Annotated in this window: 16 protein-coding genes; 9 read left to right on the plus strand and 7 right to left on the minus strand. The window is 49.0% G+C overall.

Annotated elements, in window-relative coordinates; all coding sequences use genetic code 11:
• Positions 1–80: 80 nt before the first annotated feature.
• The 4 genes from ssaE to spiC are packed head-to-tail and all read right to left on the minus strand — an operon-like array spanning position 81 to position 3,419.
• Complete coding sequence (ssaE, locus tag NA197_RS01895) at positions 81–323, minus strand: YscE family type III secretion system co-chaperone SsaE (protein ID WP_000210204.1); 243 nt, start codon at positions 321–323, stop codon at positions 81–83.
• Between the two features lie 7 nt (positions 324–330).
• Positions 331–1,542, minus strand: coding sequence for a SctD family type III secretion system inner membrane ring subunit SsaD (gene ssaD / locus NA197_RS01900; RefSeq protein WP_000323799.1), 1,212 nt, complete (start codon positions 1,540–1,542; stop codon positions 331–333).
• Positions 1,523–3,016, minus strand: a complete 1,494-nt coding sequence (gene spiA, locus NA197_RS01905) for an SPI-2 type III secretion system protein SpiA (RefSeq protein WP_064043619.1) — start codon at positions 3,014–3,016, stop codon at positions 1,523–1,525. The genes ssaD and spiA overlap by 20 nt, the downstream gene beginning before the upstream one ends.
• Before the next feature lies 1 nt (position 3,017).
• The gene (spiC, locus tag NA197_RS01910) at positions 3,018–3,419 is read right to left on the minus strand and encodes an SPI-2 type III secretion system protein SpiC (protein WP_064043618.1); all 402 of its coding nucleotides are present in this window, start codon (positions 3,417–3,419) and stop codon (positions 3,018–3,020) included.
• A gap of 400 nt (positions 3,420–3,819) precedes the next feature.
• On the opposite strand from spiC, the gene NA197_RS01915 reads away from it, so the two are divergent.
• From NA197_RS01915 to mlrB, 4 genes are all read left to right on the plus strand, one after another.
• Positions 3,820–6,582 carry a hybrid sensor histidine kinase/response regulator gene (locus NA197_RS01915; protein WP_064043617.1) on the plus strand — a complete coding sequence of 921 codons (2,763 nt, stop codon included), beginning with the start codon at positions 3,820–3,822 and terminating at the stop codon, positions 6,580–6,582.
• A 30-nt stretch (positions 6,583–6,612) separates the two neighbouring features.
• Positions 6,613–7,251 (plus strand): two component system response regulator, encoded by a 639-nt coding sequence (locus NA197_RS01920; protein ID WP_000666334.1) that lies wholly within the window; start codon positions 6,613–6,615, stop codon positions 7,249–7,251.
• Between the two features lie 178 nt (positions 7,252–7,429).
• Complete coding sequence (locus NA197_RS01925) at positions 7,430–8,158, plus strand: MerR family transcriptional regulator (RefSeq protein WP_064043616.1); 729 nt, start codon at positions 7,430–7,432, stop codon at positions 8,156–8,158.
• Between the two features lie 171 nt (positions 8,159–8,329).
• Entirely contained in the window at positions 8,330–9,289 is a 960-nt protein-coding gene (gene mlrB / locus NA197_RS01930; protein ID WP_001060717.1) for a transcriptional regulator MlrB, read from the plus strand.
• Between the two features lie 121 nt (positions 9,290–9,410).
• On the opposite strand, the gene fumD is transcribed toward mlrB, so the two are convergent.
• The 3 genes from fumD to ttrS form a co-directional block, all read right to left on the minus strand.
• Complete coding sequence (fumD, locus tag NA197_RS01935; RefSeq protein ID WP_064043615.1) at positions 9,411–9,623, minus strand: fumarate hydratase FumD; 213 nt, start codon at positions 9,621–9,623, stop codon at positions 9,411–9,413.
• Positions 9,624–9,720: 97 nt separating this feature from the next.
• Complete coding sequence (ttrR, locus tag NA197_RS01940; RefSeq protein ID WP_000190927.1) at positions 9,721–10,341, minus strand: tetrathionate respiration response regulator TtrR; 621 nt, start codon at positions 10,339–10,341, stop codon at positions 9,721–9,723.
• Positions 10,316–12,094 (minus strand): tetrathionate respiration histidine kinase TtrS, encoded by a 1,779-nt coding sequence (gene ttrS / locus NA197_RS01945; RefSeq protein ID WP_079849414.1) that lies wholly within the window; start codon positions 12,092–12,094, stop codon positions 10,316–10,318. Before ttrS ends, ttrR begins: the two co-directional genes overlap by 26 nt.
• 181 nt (positions 12,095–12,275) lie before the next feature.
• On the opposite strand from ttrS, the gene ttrB reads away from it, so the two are divergent.
• From ttrB to NA197_RS01970, 5 genes are all read left to right on the plus strand, one after another.
• Positions 12,276–13,010 (plus strand): tetrathionate reductase subunit TtrB, encoded by a 735-nt coding sequence (ttrB, locus tag NA197_RS01950; RefSeq protein WP_001518945.1) that lies wholly within the window; start codon positions 12,276–12,278, stop codon positions 13,008–13,010.
• Entirely contained in the window at positions 13,011–14,033 is a 1,023-nt protein-coding gene (ttrC, locus tag NA197_RS01955; RefSeq protein WP_001660153.1) for a tetrathionate reductase subunit TtrC, read from the plus strand.
• Positions 14,026–17,088 carry a tetrathionate reductase subunit TtrA gene (gene ttrA, locus NA197_RS01960; RefSeq protein WP_052932023.1) on the plus strand — a complete coding sequence of 1,021 codons (3,063 nt, stop codon included), beginning with the start codon at positions 14,026–14,028 and terminating at the stop codon, positions 17,086–17,088. The genes ttrC and ttrA overlap by 8 nt, the downstream gene beginning before the upstream one ends.
• A gap of 322 nt (positions 17,089–17,410) precedes the next feature.
• Positions 17,411–18,637: a PfkB family carbohydrate kinase gene (locus NA197_RS01965; RefSeq protein ID WP_064043613.1), complete on the plus strand. Its 1,227-nt coding sequence runs from the start codon at positions 17,411–17,413 to the stop codon at positions 18,635–18,637.
• 11 nt (positions 18,638–18,648) lie between these two features.
• Positions 18,649–19,386 (plus strand): glutamine amidotransferase, encoded by a 738-nt coding sequence (locus tag NA197_RS01970; RefSeq protein WP_064043612.1) that lies wholly within the window; start codon positions 18,649–18,651, stop codon positions 19,384–19,386.

The following is a 19,386-nucleotide window of genomic DNA, read 5'->3' on the forward strand; positions in this document are numbered from 1 at the left end:
CCGGTTTTTGCGCGCTGTCCGTGTCCAGGCTGGCTGCGCCAATTAACGCCTGGTGGGATAGGCTCTAAGATATTTTTACTTTACTCTTGCTCACTCACTACAAGTGCGCTGTTATGGTAACGATAATAAATAATGTTGATGATATTTTCGGCCTGCTCGATCGCTTCAAGCAATAAGGTGTTTTGCTGATATTGCTGCGGATCCTGTAACCTACCGTTGTTCTCTTCTAACTGTTTCCGGGCAGCCCTTAATTGTAAAATTATGCCTTTGGCCTCTTCACGCGAATGAAGCAGCAAATCTTCTAACCGGGTCAGAGTTGTCATTTTCCACTCACTTAAAATCTAATGGATAGTTAATCAAAGTATCATAATGTTTAATCGTTACCACATCGGCACTCAGATGGACAATTTCTCCCCCATTGGGTAACAATGCCCCTACACGTAAACGCTCTTTATTCGTCAGTAATAAGTAATTACCATGGCGACTCTGTACAAAGCCAGCCACTGGCGCAGGCAGATACTTGCTTTCATCATGAGAAGGCGCAATATCCTGATAAATTAAAGAAAGAGCGGGGTCCTTTTTCTTTAATGCTGCTAACGTTTCTTGCAAAATGCGTTGATGAGATTCATCCAGTACACCACTGATAACAAAAGAGCGCCGCATTGGCGTAACATTGACAAGGCCCACTAAACCGTTCTCTATTATCGCAGAAATAATATCATCCCCCTGAGACTGATGAGAATGACTAATCTGCCAGTGCAATAACCCGGGAATATCTGCAAGTAATGGTTGAACCTTACGCCATTGCTGATCCATTTGTATATCATCATGAATTAACACGCTTCCCGGCCCTTCGCTGGATACTTCAGCATGCGGGTAACCCATTTTTATCAAAACATCCTGCACTTCTCGTATCAATAAGTCATCACAGATTACACCATCCCTATACATGACCCCCCATGATTCGAGAGTCGCTCTCACCTTTTGCATCTGTTCGCTTGACGCGCAATAACCGGACAACTGCAGGCTTCCATCTTCTTTCCATTGTGCCCGCACATAATGAATATTGCTTTTGTCTAATAAAAACTTAACCCGCAAAGGTAAATCATTTACCGTTTCAGGCTGACCGCCAATACTTAACAGGACACCCATTCCACCGATGAAAATCAAGAATACGCCAGCCAACCACCAGTACCCTGATCTGGAAACGGGTATTTGATAATCAGCAAGTTCACAATCCTGTTTACCAAACGCGATAGCCACTCCCGCAACCTGCAAAACCCCACTGGATGGTAGCGGCTTATTTGGATTAAATCTGCGGCCATTAACTCTAACTCTGGCTTTCCCGGCATCAACAAATAAACTATCTGCCTGTTCTCTCAGAATAATTTTTTCATTTATAGTAAGCGGAATACAAATATCGCATCCTTTCTCCCCCAGTGACAGGTTACCTTCATTCAGCCATACTTCCCGGCCTTGTAAAACGTGACCTAAAAAACGTATTTTCCAGGAGCTCTTTGGATTAACCATGAGATATGCCATTATTTACTACTGAGGCTTTAATCAAAAACAGCCTGATTACACTATGTACTTGAGTCGTATCATTGCGAAACAAATGGCCTACGACAGGAATATCGCCCAATAAAGGGATTTTGTTTTGCGAGTGGATTTGTTTACCTTGTTTAAATCCTCCCAGCAATAGACTCTGTCCGGCTAATAATGTGGCTTGCGAAGCAATTTCAGAATTTTGCACTTCGGGTAGCGGATCTGTTTCGCTTTGCGTATCACTTTGTTGTCCATCCTGAATATTAAGATTAAGCATTATTTTTTGCGTGCCATTGTCATTTAACAAGCGAGGTGTAACGCGCAACAAAGAACCCGTAGTGATGGATTCAAGTTTAGCCACTTTTTCTCCCTGCAGTTTGGTATAGAAAGTAATATTTTTATCCAGCACAGCCTGGATATTATTTAAAGTCACCACAGATGGCTGGGAAAGTACATAAGCCTGAGAGCTTTTTTCCAGGGCATTCAAACGCACCATAAAGTTTGAGGTATCGCTGATTACCGTTGAAAAACCGCTAGCACCACCGTCATTCAAACCTGTATTGAACGCAATTTTCTTGCCACCCAGCGACACTGCCGTTCCCCAGTCGATGCCTAACTGGTTAATATCTCCAGCATTAACATCGATAATTTTCACCGAAATCTCTATCATCTGCTGGCGTTGATCTAATTCTGTGATGAGTTTCCGATACCCGGCCATATTGGCCGCATAATCACGAACGATCACTGCATTCTGGCGTGGGTCGGCAGCAAACATGGGCAATGCCTGTGTAGCGGGTGAACCATTGTCCGTCGATGACGCCGGGACGCTGGTTTTACTCATCTCACGCAATACACTCACGACCCCTGGAACCACGACGGACTGATCGCGATATTGGTATTGGGTATCCATCGCAGTGGCATACTTAAGCGTGTATATACTTACACTAACCGCACTGTCTTTTCGTTTGATTAACGCATTATCCAACACCGAAGCTAATTGACTAATACGAGTCAGGCAACTGGGAACACCGCTCACCTCCACAGCTTTGGTACCGGTAATTTCTTTAACCTCGCATCCCGGTGATGAAAGGATATTCTGGCTGCGTAAGTAATGAATGAACCGTCCAGTAGATAAAATATTGAAAGTGATAACCTGATGTTTTAATAACGATGCAGGATATACATATAACATGCTGCCATCAAACCAGGTAAGCAAATCATATTGTGCTGCCAGGTTATTCAAAATGTCGACCGGTGGTCCAGGCGGAATTTTCCCACTAAATGTAGCTGTTATCAATGGGCTAATAGTAATAGCCGTATCATAGTTCTCTGAGAGCAGATGTAAAACCTCTGCTAATGGCATTTGTCTGGCATAAAGGGTGAAGTCATTACCTTTCCATGATAACTCATCACTCTTTGCTGTATTGAGTATAAATAGTAAAATTAAGATTAAACGTTTATTTACTACCATTTTATACCCCACCCGAATAAAGTTTATGGTGATTGCGCATTACATTTTTTAAAATGCAAGTTAAAGCCAGGTGTTTTTCTATCTCAATAGCAATAAGCTCAGAGCTACTACTTGTGGTATAATAACCGTTTAACCATCCCCCATCCGCTGTGAGCTGTATAGCATAATCATGGACGTCCGGGTGTGCTGCAAGCAGTAGTGTCACATAGGCAAGACAAGGCTTAGGTAAGCTTTCCAGGTCATTTAAGAACAAAGAAATAGAAAATGCTTCTGAGAAAATTTCTCCTCTGGCAGGATGCCCATCAATAGTCATTATCCAGGATCGGCTATTACCTTCGGCCTTGATATCCTGAATTAATGGAATGCCTTTTAAAACTGCCAGCATGAATCCCTCCTCAGACATAAATGGGAGTTTCTATCAAATTCGCTCACAACCACATCCGTAAAAAGCCTGATTCACATTTATTTCGACTATACTCTTCTTGTACAATATCAGGATGCTGTCTACATATACCTTGTCACAGGCGATTCTATCATTCGGATTTTCCGATAAATTCACAATTACACTTTCAGCATTGACATAAAAAATTACAATTTGAAAAATTATTTATTAAATAAACTGTTACGATGTTTTTACATCGCCACCTTATTAAAAAGTAATTGTAGTCATCGACTGGGTTATATATGAAGAAATTTATCTTCCTAATGATAACACCATCGATTAATCTTCTGATGAAACTATATGTACTGCGATAGTGATCAAGTGCCAAAGATTTTGCAACAGGCAACTGGAGGAAAGCATTATGAATTTGCTCAATCTCAAGAATACGCTGCAAACATCTTTAGTAATCAGGCTAACTTTTTTATTTTTATTAACAACAATAATTATTTGGCTGCTATCTGTGCTTACCGCAGCTTATATATCAATGGTTCAGAAACGGCAGCATATAATAGAGGATTTATCCGTTCTATCCGAGATGAATATTGTACTAAGCAATCAACGGCTTGAAGAAGCTGAACGTGACGCTAAAAATTTAATGTATCAATGCTCATTAGCGACTGAGATTCATCATAACGATATTTTCCCTGAGGTGAGCCGGCATCTTTCTGTCGGTCCTTCAAATTGCACGCCGACGCTAAACGGAGAGAAGCACCGTCTCTTTCTGCAGTCCTCTGATATCGATGAAAAAAGCTTTCGTCGCGATAGTTTTATTCTTAACCATAAAAATGAGATTTCGTTATTATCTACTGATAACCCTTCAGATTATTCAACTCTACAGCCTTTAACGCGAAAAAGCTTTCCTTTATACCCAACCCATGCCGGGTTTTACTGGAGTGAACCAGAATACATAAACGGCAAAGGATGGCACGCTTCCGTTGCGGTTGCCGATCAGCAAGGCGTATTTTTTGGGGTGACGGTTAAACTTCCCGATCTCATTACTAAGAGCCACCTACCATTAGATGATAGTATTCGAGTATGGCTGGATCAAAACAACCACTTATTGCCGTTTTCATACATCCCGCAAAAAATACGTACACAGTTAGAGAATGTAACGCTGCATGATGGATGGCAGCAAATTCCCGGATTTCTGATATTACGCACAACCTTGCATGGCCCCGGATGGAGTCTGGTTACGCTGTACCCATACGGTAATCTACATAATCGCATCTTAAAAATTATCCTTCAACAAATCCCCTTTACATTAACAGCATTGGTGTTGATGACGTCGGCTTTTTGCTGGTTACTACATCGCTCACTGGCCAAACCGTTATGGCGTTTTGTCGATGTCATTAATAAAACCGCAACTGCACCGCTGAGCACACGTTTACCAGCACAACGACTGGATGAATTAGATAGTATTGCCGGTGCTTTTAACCAACTGCTTGATACTCTACAAGTCCAATACGACAATCTGGAAAACAAAGTCGCAGAGCGCACCCAGGCGCTAAATGAAGCAAAAAAACGCGCTGAGCAAGCTAACAAACGTAAAAGCATTCATCTTACGGTAATAAGTCATGAGTTACGTACTCCGATGAATGGCGTACTCGGTGCGATTGAATTATTACAAACCACCCCTTTAAACATAGAGCAGCAAGGATTAGCTGATACCGCCAGGAATTGTACACTGTCTTTGTTAGCTATTATTAATAATCTGCTGGATTTTTCACGCATCGAGTCTGGTCATTTCACATTACATATGGAAGAAACAGCGTTACTGCCGTTACTGGACCAGGCAATGCAAACCATCCAGGGGCCGGCGCAAAGCAAAAAACTGTCATTACGTACTTTTGTCGGTCAACATGTCCCTCTCTATTTTCATACCGACAGTATCCGTTTACGGCAAATTTTGGTTAATTTACTCGGGAACGCGGTAAAATTTACCGAAACCGGAGGGATACGTCTGACGGTCAAGCGTCATGAGGAACAATTAATATTTCTGGTTAGCGATAGCGGTAAAGGGATTGAAATACAGCAGCAGTCTCAAATCTTTACTGCTTTTTATCAAGCAGACACAAATTCGCAAGGTACAGGAATTGGACTGACTATTGCGTCAAGCCTGGCTAAAATGATGGGCGGTAATCTGACACTAAAAAGTGTCCCCGGGGTTGGAACCTGTGTCTCGCTAGTATTACCCTTACAAGAATACCAGCCGCCTCAACCAATTAAAGGGACGCTGTCAGCGCCGTTCTGCCTGCATCGGCAACTGGCTTGCTGGGGAATACGCGGCGAGCCACCCCACCAGCAAAATGCGCTTCTCAACGCAGAGCTTTTGTATTTCCCCGGAAAACTCTACGACCTGGCGCAACAGTTAATATTGTGTACACCAAATATGCCAGTAATAAATAATTTGTTACCACCCTGGCAGTTGCAGATTCTTTTGGTTGATGATGCCGATATTAATCGGGATATCATCGGCAAAATGCTTGTCAGCCAGGGCCAACACGTCACTATTGCCGCCAGTAGTAACGAGGCTCTGACTTTATCACAACAGCAACGATTCGATTTAGTACTGATTGACATTAGAATGCCAGAAATAGATGGTATTGAATGTGTACAATTATGGCACGATGAGCCGAATAATTTAGATCCTGACTGCATGTTTGTGGCGCTATCCGCTAGCGTAGCGACAGAAGATATTCATCGTTGTAAAAAAAATGGGATTCATCATTACATTACCAAACCAGTGACGTTGGCTACCTTAGCTCGCTATATCAGTATTGCCGCAGAATACCAACTTTTACGAAATATAGAGCTACAGGAGCAGGATCCAAGTCGCTGCTCAGCGCTACTGGCGACAGATGATATGGTCATTAATAGCAAGATTTTCCAATCACTGGACCTCTTGCTGGCTGATATTGAAAATGCCGTATCGGCTGGACAAAAAATCGATCAGTTAATTCACACATTAAAAGGCTGTTTAGGTCAAATAGGGCAGACTGAATTGGTATGCTATGTCATAGACATTGAGAATCGCGTAAAAATGGGGAAAATCATCGCGCTGGAGGAACTAACCGACTTACGCCAGAAAATACATATGATCTTCAAAAACTACACCATTACTTAATATTATCTTAATTTTCGCGAGGGCAGCAAAATGAAAGAATATAAGATCTTATTAGTAGACGATCATGAAATCATCATTAACGGCATTATGAATGCCTTATTACCCTGGCCTCATTTTAAAATTGTAGAGCATGTTAAAAATGGTCTTGAGGTTTATAATGCCTGTTGCGCATACGAGCCTGACATACTTATCCTTGATCTTAGCTTACCTGGCATCAATGGCCTGGATATCATTCCTCAATTACATCAGCGTTGGCCAGCAATGAATATTCTCGTTTACACAGCATACCAACAAGAGTATATGACCATTAAAACTTTAGCCGCAGGTGCTAATGGCTATGTTTTAAAAAGCAGTAGTCAGCAAGTTCTGTTAGCGGCATTGCAAACAGTAGCAGTAAACAAGCGTTACATTGACCCGACGTTGAATCGGGAAGCTATCCTGGCTGAATTAAAGGCTGACACGACCAATCATCAACTGCTTACTTTGCGCGAGCGTCAGGTTCTTAAACTTATTGACGAGGGGTATACCAATCATGGGATCAGCGAAAAGCTACATATCAGTATAAAAACCGTCGAAACACATCGGATGAATATGATGAGAAAGCTACAGGTTCATAAAGTGACAGAGTTACTTAACTGCGCCCGAAGAATGAGGTTAATAGAGTATTAACCAGGGGCATCCGATGGTATTAAGCATTGGTCATATTTTGATGAGCCTTACGCCACGCAGTATTGCTCATCATCGACAAAATCCATACGGATGCCCTGGTATGCCGCACCATTTATCACTACCTTAGTCTTCATTTAATCATGATATAGTAGAATCCCCTTATTTAACGGGCTTTACCATGTCGTATTCTATCGGCGAATTTGCCAGACTATGCGGTATCAATGCCGCCACGCTAAGGGCATGGCAGCGACGCTATGGTTTATTGAAACCGCAGCGTACTGATGGCGGGCATCGCTTATACAGCGATGACGATATTCGACAAGCGCTTAGCATCCTCGACTGGGTGAGAAAAGGCGTACCGATAAGTCAGGTCAAACCCTTACTGTCGCGTCCGGTCATTCGCCTGGGCGATAACTGGATAACGATTCAGGAGACGATGCTTCAACATCTCCACGAAGGGCGAATTGACTCGCTGCGGCAGTTGATTTATGACTGTGGCCGGGAATATCCCCGCGCAGAACTGGTGACCCATTTATTGCGCCCGTTGCGCAGCAAAGTGTCCGCGCATCTTCCCGCCGTGATGACGCTGCGCGAAATATTGGATGGCATCATTATTGCCTACACCTCTTTTTGCCTTGAAGGCGACAGAAAAGCGCCTGGCAACAATGCTTTTATTAGCGGATGGCATCTCTCGGATCACTGTGAAATCTGGCTGGAAGCGTTGACTCGTACCGGACAAGAGCTGCGGCTCAATGTGCTTCCCTCTCCACCAGCCGTGCTGGCGCCCGAGCTGTTCGCCCAGAGAAAATGGTTCCTGGTGACCACCGGAAAACTCACTGCCGGGCAGAAAAAACAGCTTGCCCAGTGGCGCAACGTGGTCGCTTCGCTGGAGGTTATCACACTATAAGCGCTGAAATAGATTTCTTCCCCTCATTCTATCTTATTGATATTTAAGTACATCAAAAAAATCTCCGCGAAAACTTAGACAAAAAAACAAAGTTGTGTAAGTTTTAAATCAGCGTGAGATAACATTTTGCGCCATTGGCGTCAGTCGTCGTACTTTCAATAAGGGGGAATCATGAATAACAAACCCGTAGTCGGCATTAGCGGATGTCTGACTGGCGCCGCGGTACGCTTTGATGGCGGACATAAGCGTATGGATTTTGTCATGAACTCTCTGGCGCCGTGGGTGGCCTACAAACCGATCTGCCCGGAGGTGGCGATCGGCCTGCCCGTGCCCCGCCCTGCGCTGCGTCTTATCCAGACGACCTGTGGCGACATTCGGATGCGCTATAGCCATGCCCCGCACGATGACGTCACCGAGCGAATGAATGCCTTTGCCGATCGGTTTCTGCCAACAATAGGCGAACTGGCGGGGTTTATTGTGTGTGCAAAATCGCCCAGTTGCGGAATGGAGCGCGTTCGCCTGTATGATGAAAAGGGTAACAGGGGCCGCAAAGCTGGCACGGGGCTGTTTACCGCCGCGATGATGGACAAATATCCCTGGCTGCCGATAGAGGAAGATGGTCGCCTGCACGATCCGGTACTACGCGAGAATTTCATCGCACGTATCTTCGCGCTACATGAATTAAATGCGCTACGCGCGCAGGGCTTGAGTCGTCACAGTTTGCTCGCGTTTCATAGCCGATACAAACTTCAGCTTCTCGCCCACCACCAGGCCGGCTACCGCGAAATTGGCCCTTTCGTCGCGCGTCTGCATGAGTGGGACGATCTGGATGCCTTCTTTGTCCGATACAGAGAAAAACTGATGGCTATCCTGCGCCACCCCGCTTCACGTAAAAATCACACCAATGTGCTGATGCATATCCAGGGCTATTTTCACCGCGCGTTAAACAGCAGGCAACGCGCGGAATTACGCGAGGTGATTCTCGGCTACCGGGCGGGCCGACTACCTATCCTGGCACCGTTAACGCTGCTGAAGCACTATCTGGCGGAACATCCGGATGACTATCTACGCAGCCAGAATTATTTTGAGCCGTACCCTGATACATTAGGGCTGCGCTTAGCCATCACCTGATAACCCTGCGCATCGCTAACGGCGGGTACCCAGCCCGCCATGGTGACAATCGCGACGATTCAAAGACGATGCCCACTGTCATTTCGCTATTGCCAACAGACTGTTTCCACCCTGATAGCGGCTATGACCGCGCCAGAACGTTAATCACGGTTTCCATCGCCTGTTTTTCTAACGCGCTACGTTGGATGCGTTGATTCGCCAGCGCGGTTCTTAACACGCCCGCAATAACAATATATTTAGGCTCCTGCCCCAAATCGCGCATTTCCAGCACGACCTTGCCCACCACCCGGCACATCTCGCGGTACAGTTCGTCATCTTTTGTCGGTTTTGTCATACGTTTTACTCGTCGCCAGCTCAAACCAACAGAATATAACAGTCTTCTCAATTAAACAAAATTTGATGCAAATCAAAGAAATAACGCGGTTTATTATTCATGGCTCATACGTTGTTCGTATTCTGGTCTCTGGCGAGGCCATTTTTTCGAAACGCCTAATCAGTTCCGCCAGGCTACCGGCCTGCATTTTTTCCATGACTCTGGCGCGGTGCACCTCTACGGTACGCACCGCGATATTCATCGCTTCCGCAATTTCCCGGTTCATAAATCCTTTTGCCACCAGGCTGGCCAGCTCACGCTCTTTCGGCGTCAACTGCTGGTAACACAGTATAATCTCACGGCGCGCCACCGCTGCCGATGAAACCGTCAGCGCACGCTCCAGCGCCGCCTGTAGCGGTTTTACTGATACCGGTTTTTGCAGAAAATCGACGGCGCCGCGTTTCATCTGCTCCACGGCCATCGGTACATCGCCATGCCCGGTAAGAAAAACAACCGCCAGGGTACTTCCGCACTGGCGCAACGCATCATGAACGCCCTGCCCATCCAGTACCGGCATTCGCATATCCAGTAATACGACCCCGGCTTGATACAGACTGGCCTGCGCCAAAAAATCCGCCCCCTGCGTCCAGCATTTTACATCATATCCCAGACTTTCCAGTAAAAACGCGCACGCGTTAGTGACCGCCGTATCATCATCCAGTAGATGAATTGTCGCCATCCCTGCCCCCATTTTCATGTAAGAAATGTATCGTAACCACCGTTCCCGACAGACCGTCCGGCGCGGTCTGGTTCCTGATGCTGATATCGCCCCGCCCATACCGCACCAGCCGCTGGCAAATCGCCAGCCCTAAGCCCATCCCCTCTTTGCGGGTGGTCATAAACGGCTGAAACGCCTGACGTAATAGCGCCTCGTCGATTCCCCCGGCGTTATCCTGTAAAACGATGCTGATGCCGTTTTCAGTGCGTTCAGCAACGATCCATAAATGGGTGGCGCCCGCCTGAGCCGCATTAAGAATGATATTCGCCAGCACCTGTTCCAGCAGCACTGACGGCAGCGTTACGCACAGCGCAGCGCTAACCTCGGTATGCAGAGTCACTGTCGGAAACTGTTGCGCCATACGCAACAATTGCCAGACATGATCAATCGCCTCGCGAATGGCTATGGCCTTCCACGCTTCGGTTAGCACCGGGTTGCCCTGCGCCTGGCTGACCCAGTGACGCAGGTTACGCAGAGTATCCGCACCGCGTTGCGCCTGCTGGTCAATCTGCTCCAGCGCCGGCAGCAAGGGATGCTGTTCATCTGCAGCGCGCAGTCGAATCAGGCACCCCTGGGCATAATGTCGAATCGCGGAAAGCGGCTGATTAAGCTCATGGGCAAACCCGGAGGTCATTTCACCCAACACGCTCATTTGCCGGGCGGTTTCCAGCGCCCGCTCATGCTGATGAAGAACTACGCTATTACGTTCCAGTTGCTTTCCACGTCGACGCACCAGCAGCATGACCCAAATATAATTGAGCGTGAGCAACAGGAACGCCAGAATCACGCCGCCGACCATTAGCTGGTGCTGGATTAACCAACTTTTGACATCCAGCCACAGTCGACGCTGCTGAGGGTGCTGACGAACATCACGCAGCAACGCTTCCACCTGACTGGTGGACGCAGGCGCGCCCCAGTGAAATGGCGCGGCGGCGGGCGCGTTGAATAGCGCTCGCGTTACGCGATCCGCCAGCGCATCGCTTACCGCAGGTAGCGCCGCGAACGACCAGTCAGGATATAACGGCGTACTGGTTAAGCAAGGCAGGGGCGTCGGTCGGGAAAGCAGCGCGATAAAGTCCTTTTTATTAATCAATCCTTCCTGATCCATATTTTCTAACAGGCACACTGGCACAATTGCCGCCTGCACCGCTTTTTCGCGCAGCATATAGACTAAGGCATCGCCAGGAAATCCGGTAAAACGGAGATGAAAATCGCGCTCCGGGCGTAAGCCCGCGTCGCTGAGCGCTTTATAGCCTAATAAATAGCCGCCAAACGCCTGAGCATCAATCGCGCCGACGGTCTTACCGATGAGATCATGCGCCGTGGTGATGCCGCTATCGCGTCGGGTCAAAATCACGCTGCCAATAACATTACTCACTGCTTTCCCATCGCGCGTGGAGCGCAGGGAAGCTAACCAGCGCAGCGGCGCATGGCTGTTCAGTTGGACAAATTGCGCCGGGTTGGTTATCACAAACTGCACGGTTCCCTGGTTAACGGCCTCCTGCATTTGATGCAGATCCAGCGGCTGGATGTGAAAGGTTTCGCCTGGAAGCTGTTGGCTTAATGTCTTTGCCAACGGTTGCCAGTGGCTACGCGTAGACGCCTCGCCGCGCATGGCCAAAATACCGATATTCCACGTCCCTGCCCACGCGCCATGACAAAGTAGCCCTACTGCCGCCAACACCGCCAGGCGCCTTACGGTTTTACCTCTCACCCCAATATCCCTGTCAATTATGTTGTTTTAGATCAACAACAAGCCGGGTATGTGGTTAACCACAATAGAGCGCACCCCGTCTCGATTTTTACACTGTAAATCATCAACATTTTTTATTCATTACACATGAACCAACATCGTGACAAATGTTTCATTGTTGGCAATGTGGACGGGAGTCAATATGGACAGCAGTAAACGGCAATTTCTCCAGCAGCTTGGCGTCCTGACCGCTGGCGCCTCGCTGGTTCCGCTGGCTGAAGCGAAATTTCCTTTTTCGCCGGAGCGGCATGAAGGCTCTCCCCGACACCGTTACGCCATGCTTATCGACCTGCGGCGTTGTATCGGCTGTCAGTCCTGTACCGTAAGTTGCACTATTGAAAACCAAACGCCGCAGGGCGCATTTCGTACGACCGTGAACCAATACCAGGTCCAGCGTGAAGGTAGTCAGGAAGTCACGAATGTGCTATTGCCGCGTCTGTGCAACCATTGCGATAACCCCCCCTGCGTGCCGGTCTGCCCGGTACAAGCCACCTTTCAGCGGGAAGACGGCATTGTGGTGGTGGATAACAAACGCTGCGTCGGCTGCGCCTATTGTGTCCAGGCGTGTCCTTACGACGCCCGATTTATCAATCATGAAACGCAAACTGCCGATAAATGCACGTTTTGCGTCCATCGTCTGGAAGCCGGGCTGTTACCCGCTTGCGTAGAGTCCTGCGTCGGCGGCGCGCGGATTATTGGCGATATCAAAGATCCCCATAGCCGCATCGCCACCCTGCTTCATCAACATCGCGACGCTATCAAGGTATTAAAGCCGGAAAACGGCACGTCGCCCCATGTTTTCTACCTGGGTCTGGACGACGCCTTTGTCACCCCATTAATGGGCCGTGCGCAGCCCGCGCTTTGGCAGGAGGTCTGAATGACGCATTCACTCATCATTGAAGAAGTGCTGGCTCACCCGCAGGACATTAGCTGGCTGCCGTGGGCGGTACAATATTTCTTTTTTATTGGCATTGCCGCCTGCGCCGCACTGTTTGCCTGTTATCTTCACTGGCGGAAAAAAGACGCCGCAACAGAAGAAAATCGGGCATTACTGATTGCCATTACCTGTGCGATTACCGCACCGCTGGCGCTGACGGCGGATCTGCACCAGACCGCCCGCGTCTGGCATTTCTATGCCTGGCCGACGCCCTGGTCGTGGATGCCCTGGGGAGCGTTATTCCTGCCGCTGTTTACCGGATTTCTCGCCCTATGGTTCCTGGCGCAGCAAATAAAACGATTATTCAATAAAAGTTACAACGTCACAAAATGGTTGGCGTTAGCCAGCGCGCTTTGCGCGGTGGGCCTGTTGATTTATACCGGCCGCGAAGTCTCCGTTGTGCTGGCGCGCCCAATCTGGTTTAGCTACGCCTTCCCCGTGGCGATGTTTCTTAGCGCCTTACAGGCGTTCTTCGCGCTGATGATTGTCGCCGCCCGACGCGACTCGGTAAGGCTGCCAAAAATATTGTGGGGACAAATCTGGACGCTGGCGGCGCTGGGGCTGGTGGTGGCCATGTGGGTCAGCGGCGATACGCTTTCCGGCACGGCAATCCGTCAGTGGATTACCGTCGCCCTGTCAGCCAAATATTACGCTGTCGGCTGGGTGGCGCTGTGGGTATTCACACTGCTGTTCTGTAGCCTGGCGCTACGCCATCCGTTATCACAGCTAAGACGCGTCCTGCTGGTTCTCAGCGCGCTGGCGCTATGTTGGCTGATGCGCTGGACATTGTTGATTCAGGTACAAACCGTCCCCAAGTTCAACGCGCAATTTAACCCTTACTCGTTACCAGGCGGAACGGATGGCTGGCTGGCTATTCTCGGCACCTTCGGCCTGTGGATAGCGCTACTGATTATTATTCGTGAAACGCTGAACGGACTCACCAGGAGATTACAACATGGCTAATTTAACCCGTCGTCAGTGGCTAAAAGTCGGTCTCGCCGTCGGTGGGATGGTCACTTTTGGTCTGAGCTACCGTGATGTGGCGAAACGCGCAATTGATGGCCTGTTAAACGGGACGTCCGGCAAGGTAACGCGCGACCGCATCTTTGGCAATGCGTTAATTCCGGAGGCGCAGGCGCAAACACACTGGCAGCAAAATCCACAACAAACCATCGCCATGACGCAATGCTTCGGCTGTTGGACACAGTGCGGTATCCGCGCCCGGGTTAATGCCGATGGCAAAGTAATACGCATCGCCGGCAATCCCTATCACCCCTTGTCGCAGGAACACCCGATTGACTCGTCCGTCCCTTTTAGCGAAGCCATGGAGCAACTGGCGGGAGAAAGCGGTCTTGACGCCCGCTCAACCGCCTGCGCGCGCGGCGCCACACTGCTGGAAAGCCTGTACAGTCCGCTGCGACTGCTTGAACCAATGAAACGCGTGGGTAAACGCGGCGAAGGGAAATGGCAGCGCATCAGCTTTGAGCAGCTTATTGAAGAAGTCGTGGAAGGCGGCGATCTGTTTGGCGAAGGTCATGTGGACGGACTGCGCGCTATTCATGCGCCGGATACGCCAATTGACGCAAAGCATCCCAGTTTCGGGCCCAAAACCAATCAGTTACTGGTCACGAATACCAGCGACGAAGGCCGCGATGCGTTTCTGCGTCGTTTTGCGCTAAATAGCTTCGGCAGCAAGAATTTCGGCGCGCATGGCGCCTACTGTGGACTGGCTTACCGGGCCGGCTCCGGGGCGCTGATGGGCGATCTGGATAAAAACCCGCATGTCAAACCCGACTGGGAAAACGTGGAGTTTGCGCTCTTTATGGGCACCTCCCCAGCACAGTCCGGTAATCCCTTTAAACGCCAGGCGCGTCAGTTGGCGAGCGCCCGGCTGCGTGAGAATTTTCAATACGTCGTGGTCGCCCCCGCCCTCCCCTTATCAACGGTGCTCGCCGATCCTCGCGGTCGCTGGCAACCGGTCATGCCCGGCAGCGATTCGGCGCTGGCAATGGGGATGATCCGCTGGATCATGGATAATCAACGTTATAATGCTGATTATCTGGCGATTCCCGGCGTACAGGCGATGCAGCAGGCCGGCGAGCAAAGTTGGACCAACGCCACGCACCTGGTCATTGCGGATGAACTGCCGACGCTTGCCGGACAACACCTGACGCTGCGCCATCTTACGCCCGATGGCGAAGAGACCCCCGTCGTGCTGAATACCGACGGCGAGTTGGTCGATGCGTCCACTTGCCGACAGGCACGGCTTTTCGTGACGCAGTACGTTACGCTCGCCGACGGCCAACGGGTCACGGTGAAGAGCGGGTTGCAACGCCTGAAAGAGGCGGCAGAAAAGCTCTCGTTGGCGCAATACAGCGAACAGTGCGGCGTGCCGGAAGCGCAAATTATCGCGCTGGCGGAAACCTTTACCAGTCACGGACGTAAAGCCGCGGTCATCAGTCACGGCGGCATGATGGCCGGCAATGGGTTTTATAACGCCTGGTCGGTCATGATGCTTAACGCGCTGATCGGCAACCTCAGCTTGTCCGGCGGCGTCTTTGTCGGCGGCGGCAAATTCAACGGCGTTAGCGACGGCCCCCGCTACAACATGAACAGTTTTGCCGGAAAAGTGAAACCGTCCGGGTTAAGTATTGCCCGTAGCAAAACCGCTTATGAAGCATCGGAAGAATACCGCGACAAAATTGCCGGCGGGCAATCCCCTTATCCAGCCAAAGCGCCGTGGTATCCCTTTGTGGCAGGCCAGCTTACCGAACTGTTGACCTCCGCGCTCGAAGGCTATCCTTATCCGCTTAAAGCCTGGATTTCCAATATGAGCAACCCGTTTTACGGTGTTCCCGGTCTACGCGCCGTGGCGGAAGAAAAGCTAAAAGACCCTCGCCGACTGCCGCTCTTTATCGCGATTGACGCCTTTATGAATGAAACGACGGCGCTGGCGGATTACATTGTGCCGGATACGCACAATTTTGAGAGCTGGGGCTTTACGGCGCCCTGGGGCGGCGTAGCCAGTAAAGCCACTACCGCCCGCTGGCCGGTTGTCGCCCCCGCCACTCGCCGAACGGCGGACGGGCAACCTGTCTCAATGGAAGCATTTTGTATTGCGGTAGCAAAACGGCTCCATCTGCCCGGCTTCGGCGACCGGGCGATAACCGATCCGCAGGGCAATGCTTTTCCACTGAACCGGGCGGAAGATTTCTATCTGCGCGTAGCCGCTAATATCGCCTTTATGGGCAAGACGCCGGTCGCGCTGGCAAATCAGGAAGATATTTCGCTTACCGGCGTCAGCCGCATTCTGCCAGCAATTCAGCACACGCTTAAAGCTGATGAGGTCGGTCGCGTGGCGTTTATCTATTCGCGTGGCGGCCGGTTTGCGCCCGAGGATAGCGGCTATACGGAGCAACGGTTAGGTAACGCGTGGAAAAAACCCTTACAGATCTGGAATGCAGATGTCGCCGCCCACCGTCACGCCATCACCGGGGAGCGTTTCAGCGGTTGCCCGGTCTGGTATCCGGCGCGTTTGTCAGATGGTCGTGCGATTGACGACCAGTTTCCCATTGGACAGTGGCCGCTGAAACTGATTTCATTTAAATCAAATACCATGTCCAGCTCAACAGCCGTCATCCCGCGCTTACACCATGTGAAGCCAGCAAACCTGGTGGCGCTGAATCCGCAAGACGGCGAGCGTTATGGACTGCAACATGGCGATCGGGTACGGATCATTACTCCGGGCGGTCAGGTCGTGGCGCAAATCAGTTTGTTAAATGGCGTGATGCCAGGCGTCATCGCCATCGAACACGGATATGGCCACCGCGAGATGGGCGCAACGCAGCATTCTCTGGATGGCGTGCCTATGCCGTATGATCCACAAATCAGGGCAGGCATAAATCTTAACGATCTGGGCTTTGCCGATCCGACAAGAACCATTACCAACACCTGGCTCGACTGGGTTTCTGGCGCGGCGGTACGTCAGGGGCTGCCGGCAAAAATCGAGCGTATATAACCCCAGGGCCGGAGAGCGATATCGTCTTATTTCGTCGAGGGTAGCGACTGATAAGCGAACGCTGTCCGGCTGCATATACTCACTGAATCGTGCAAGCCCAACTATTTTACGTTCATCCCGTCATATTACATAGAAAATATATGACAACACTCACAAAACTATTTTCCCCTTCTGTAAGCAATTAATATTTAACACATTGGCTGCGCTTCTGATTATTGACATTCATTTGGGGTTACTTCCGGTTGACCGCATAATCTGTGATTGAATTCACCGCATGACAACATTGCCATAAATACAATTCAACTCACTACCCGGAGGCAATATGTTTAAAGAAGAAAGACGTCATGCCATCATTAATTTACTGATAAAGGATAATAGTGTTAGCGTCAGTAAACTTTCAGACCTTTATAAGGTTAGCCAGGAGACTATTCGTTCCGATCTACGCTATTTCCAGAAATCAGGTATGCTTCAGCGTTGCTATGGCGGAGGAATTTTAAACCGTGACGCGCTGAGTAAGCTTATCACTGAAAATAAGATTGATATTTCCAGCACTATCGCCACGCCAATCCATCAGGATGCAAAACTGCGCCGGGAAAACACAAAAAAAGCAGGCAAGGTATGTGTTTTAGGCTCATTCAATATTGATGTTTCAGCAACCGTGCCGTGGTTTCCACAAAGCGGAGAATCCATTCTGGCCAGCCAATTTGGATTCTATCTTGGCGGTAAAGGAGCCAACCAGGCTTTAGCGGCAAACAACGCTGGCGCTGCGGCACATTTTATTTTTAAAGTGGGCAAAGATCAGTTCAGCGCATTTGCTATGAATCATATTATTCAATCAGGCATCGCCTCATACAGCGCGTATCAAACAGATAAAGCACCCACCGGTAGCGCATTGATCTATGTCTCCGCCGTGGATGGCGATAATATTATCGCCATCTACCCTGGCGCCAATATGATGCTCACCACGCAAGAGATTAATGAGCAACACCGTTATATCGCCGAGTCTGACGTTATGTTAATGCAGCTCGAAACGAACATTGAAGCGTTGACTGAATTTATTCGCCTGGGAAAACAAGAAAATAAAATGATCATGCTGAATCCTGCCCCCTATACGAAACAGGTGACGCATTTATTATCTGATATTGACATCATCACGCCGAATGAAACTGAAGCCTCTTTTTTATCCGGCGTAACCATTACTGATATTAATGATGCGAAAAAAGCCGGAAATATTATTCTGCAATCCGGGGTGAAAAAAGTCATCATTACCCTTGGCGCCCGTGGCTCTCTGCTCTGTGAGCACGCCCGCACGTTGTATATTCCTGCGTGGAGCGCCGTGGTAAAAGATGCCGCTGGGGCCGGTGACGCTTTTAATGGCGCCTTAGCCGCCGCGCTGGCGCGACAAGCAGACATGGTCGCAGCCATTCAATATGCCTCCGCTTTCGCTTCTCTGGCGGTGGAACAAGTCGGTGCGTCGAGTATGCCTCAGCACTTGCAGGTTTTACATCGAATGCGTACCCAATCTAATAAAGTCATTAACATTAATTAACAGGTGACATAATGAAAATCTTATTTATTGGCGAATCCTGGCACATTCATATGATTCACTCTAAAGGTTTTGATAGCTTTACATCGAGCAAATATGAAGAAGGCGCAGACTATTTATTATCCTGCTTACGCCAGGGTAATATCGATGTGGACTACATGCCTGCCCATATTGTGCAAACTCGTTTTCCACAAACTGCCGAAGCATTAGCCTGCTATGATGCGATCGTCATCAGTGATATCGGTAGCAATACGTTCCTGTTACAAAACAGAACGTTTTATAATATGGACATTATTCCTGATGCATTACAACTTATCGCAGATTATGTTGCTGAGGGCGGCGGTCTGTTGATGATCGGCGGCTATTTATCCTTTACGGGAATAGAAGCAAAAGCCAATTATAAAAATACGGTTCTGGCGGAGGTATTGCCGGTTGATATGCTGGATGTAGATGATCGCGTAGAACTACCGCAAGGATGTAAAGCAGTAAATACTGCGGTAGAACATTTTATTACCCAGCCATTTAGCGAATGGCCGCCGCTGTTGGGCTATAACAAACTTATCGCCAAAGAAAATAGTCAGACCCTTGCTGAAATTAATGGCGATCCACTGTTAGTTATGGGTACTTACCATAAAGGGAAAGTATGTTGCTTTGCCAGTGATTGTTCTCCGCACTGGGGAAGTCCGCAGTTTCTGCAATGGGAACATTACGCCACCTTCTGGTGTAATGTTTTACACACAATAAAAAAATAA

Origin of the sequence: Salmonella sp. NW884, assembly GCF_051700745.1 — a bacterium.
GTDB lineage: Bacteria > Pseudomonadota > Gammaproteobacteria > Enterobacterales > Enterobacteriaceae > Salmonella > Salmonella enterica.

Bases quoted from the DNA above. Each gene is read 5' to 3' on its own strand.
- ttrC (WP_001660153.1), top strand. From the start codon at position 13,011: ATGACGCATTCACTCATCATTGAAGAAGTGCTGGCTCACCCGCAGGAC.
- ttrA (WP_052932023.1), top strand. From the start codon at position 14,026: ATGGCTAATTTAACCCGTCGTCAGTGGCTAAAAGTCGGTCTCGCCGTC.
- NA197_RS01915 (WP_064043617.1), top strand. From the start codon at position 3,820: ATGAATTTGCTCAATCTCAAGAATACGCTGCAAACATCTTTAGTAATC.
- spiC (WP_064043618.1), bottom strand. From the start codon at position 3,419: ATGTCTGAGGAGGGATTCATGCTGGCAGTTTTAAAAGGCATTCCATTA.
- fumD (WP_064043615.1), bottom strand. From the start codon at position 9,623: ATGACAAAACCGACAAAAGATGACGAACTGTACCGCGAGATGTGCCGG.
- NA197_RS01920 (WP_000666334.1), top strand. From the start codon at position 6,613: ATGAAAGAATATAAGATCTTATTAGTAGACGATCATGAAATCATCATT.
- NA197_RS01970 (WP_064043612.1), top strand. From the start codon at position 18,649: ATGAAAATCTTATTTATTGGCGAATCCTGGCACATTCATATGATTCAC.
- ssaE (WP_000210204.1), bottom strand. From the start codon at position 323: ATGACAACTCTGACCCGGTTAGAAGATTTGCTGCTTCATTCGCGTGAA.
- spiA (WP_064043619.1), bottom strand. From the start codon at position 3,016: ATGGTAGTAAATAAACGTTTAATCTTAATTTTACTATTTATACTCAAT.
- ttrB (WP_001518945.1), top strand. From the start codon at position 12,276: ATGGACAGCAGTAAACGGCAATTTCTCCAGCAGCTTGGCGTCCTGACC.
- NA197_RS01925 (WP_064043616.1), top strand. From the start codon at position 7,430: ATGTCGTATTCTATCGGCGAATTTGCCAGACTATGCGGTATCAATGCC.
- NA197_RS01965 (WP_064043613.1), top strand. From the start codon at position 17,411: ATGTTTAAAGAAGAAAGACGTCATGCCATCATTAATTTACTGATAAAG.
- ttrR (WP_000190927.1), bottom strand. From the start codon at position 10,341: ATGGCGACAATTCATCTACTGGATGATGATACGGCGGTCACTAACGCG.
- ssaD (WP_000323799.1), bottom strand. From the start codon at position 1,542: ATGGCATATCTCATGGTTAATCCAAAGAGCTCCTGGAAAATACGTTTT.
- mlrB (WP_001060717.1), top strand. From the start codon at position 8,330: ATGAATAACAAACCCGTAGTCGGCATTAGCGGATGTCTGACTGGCGCC.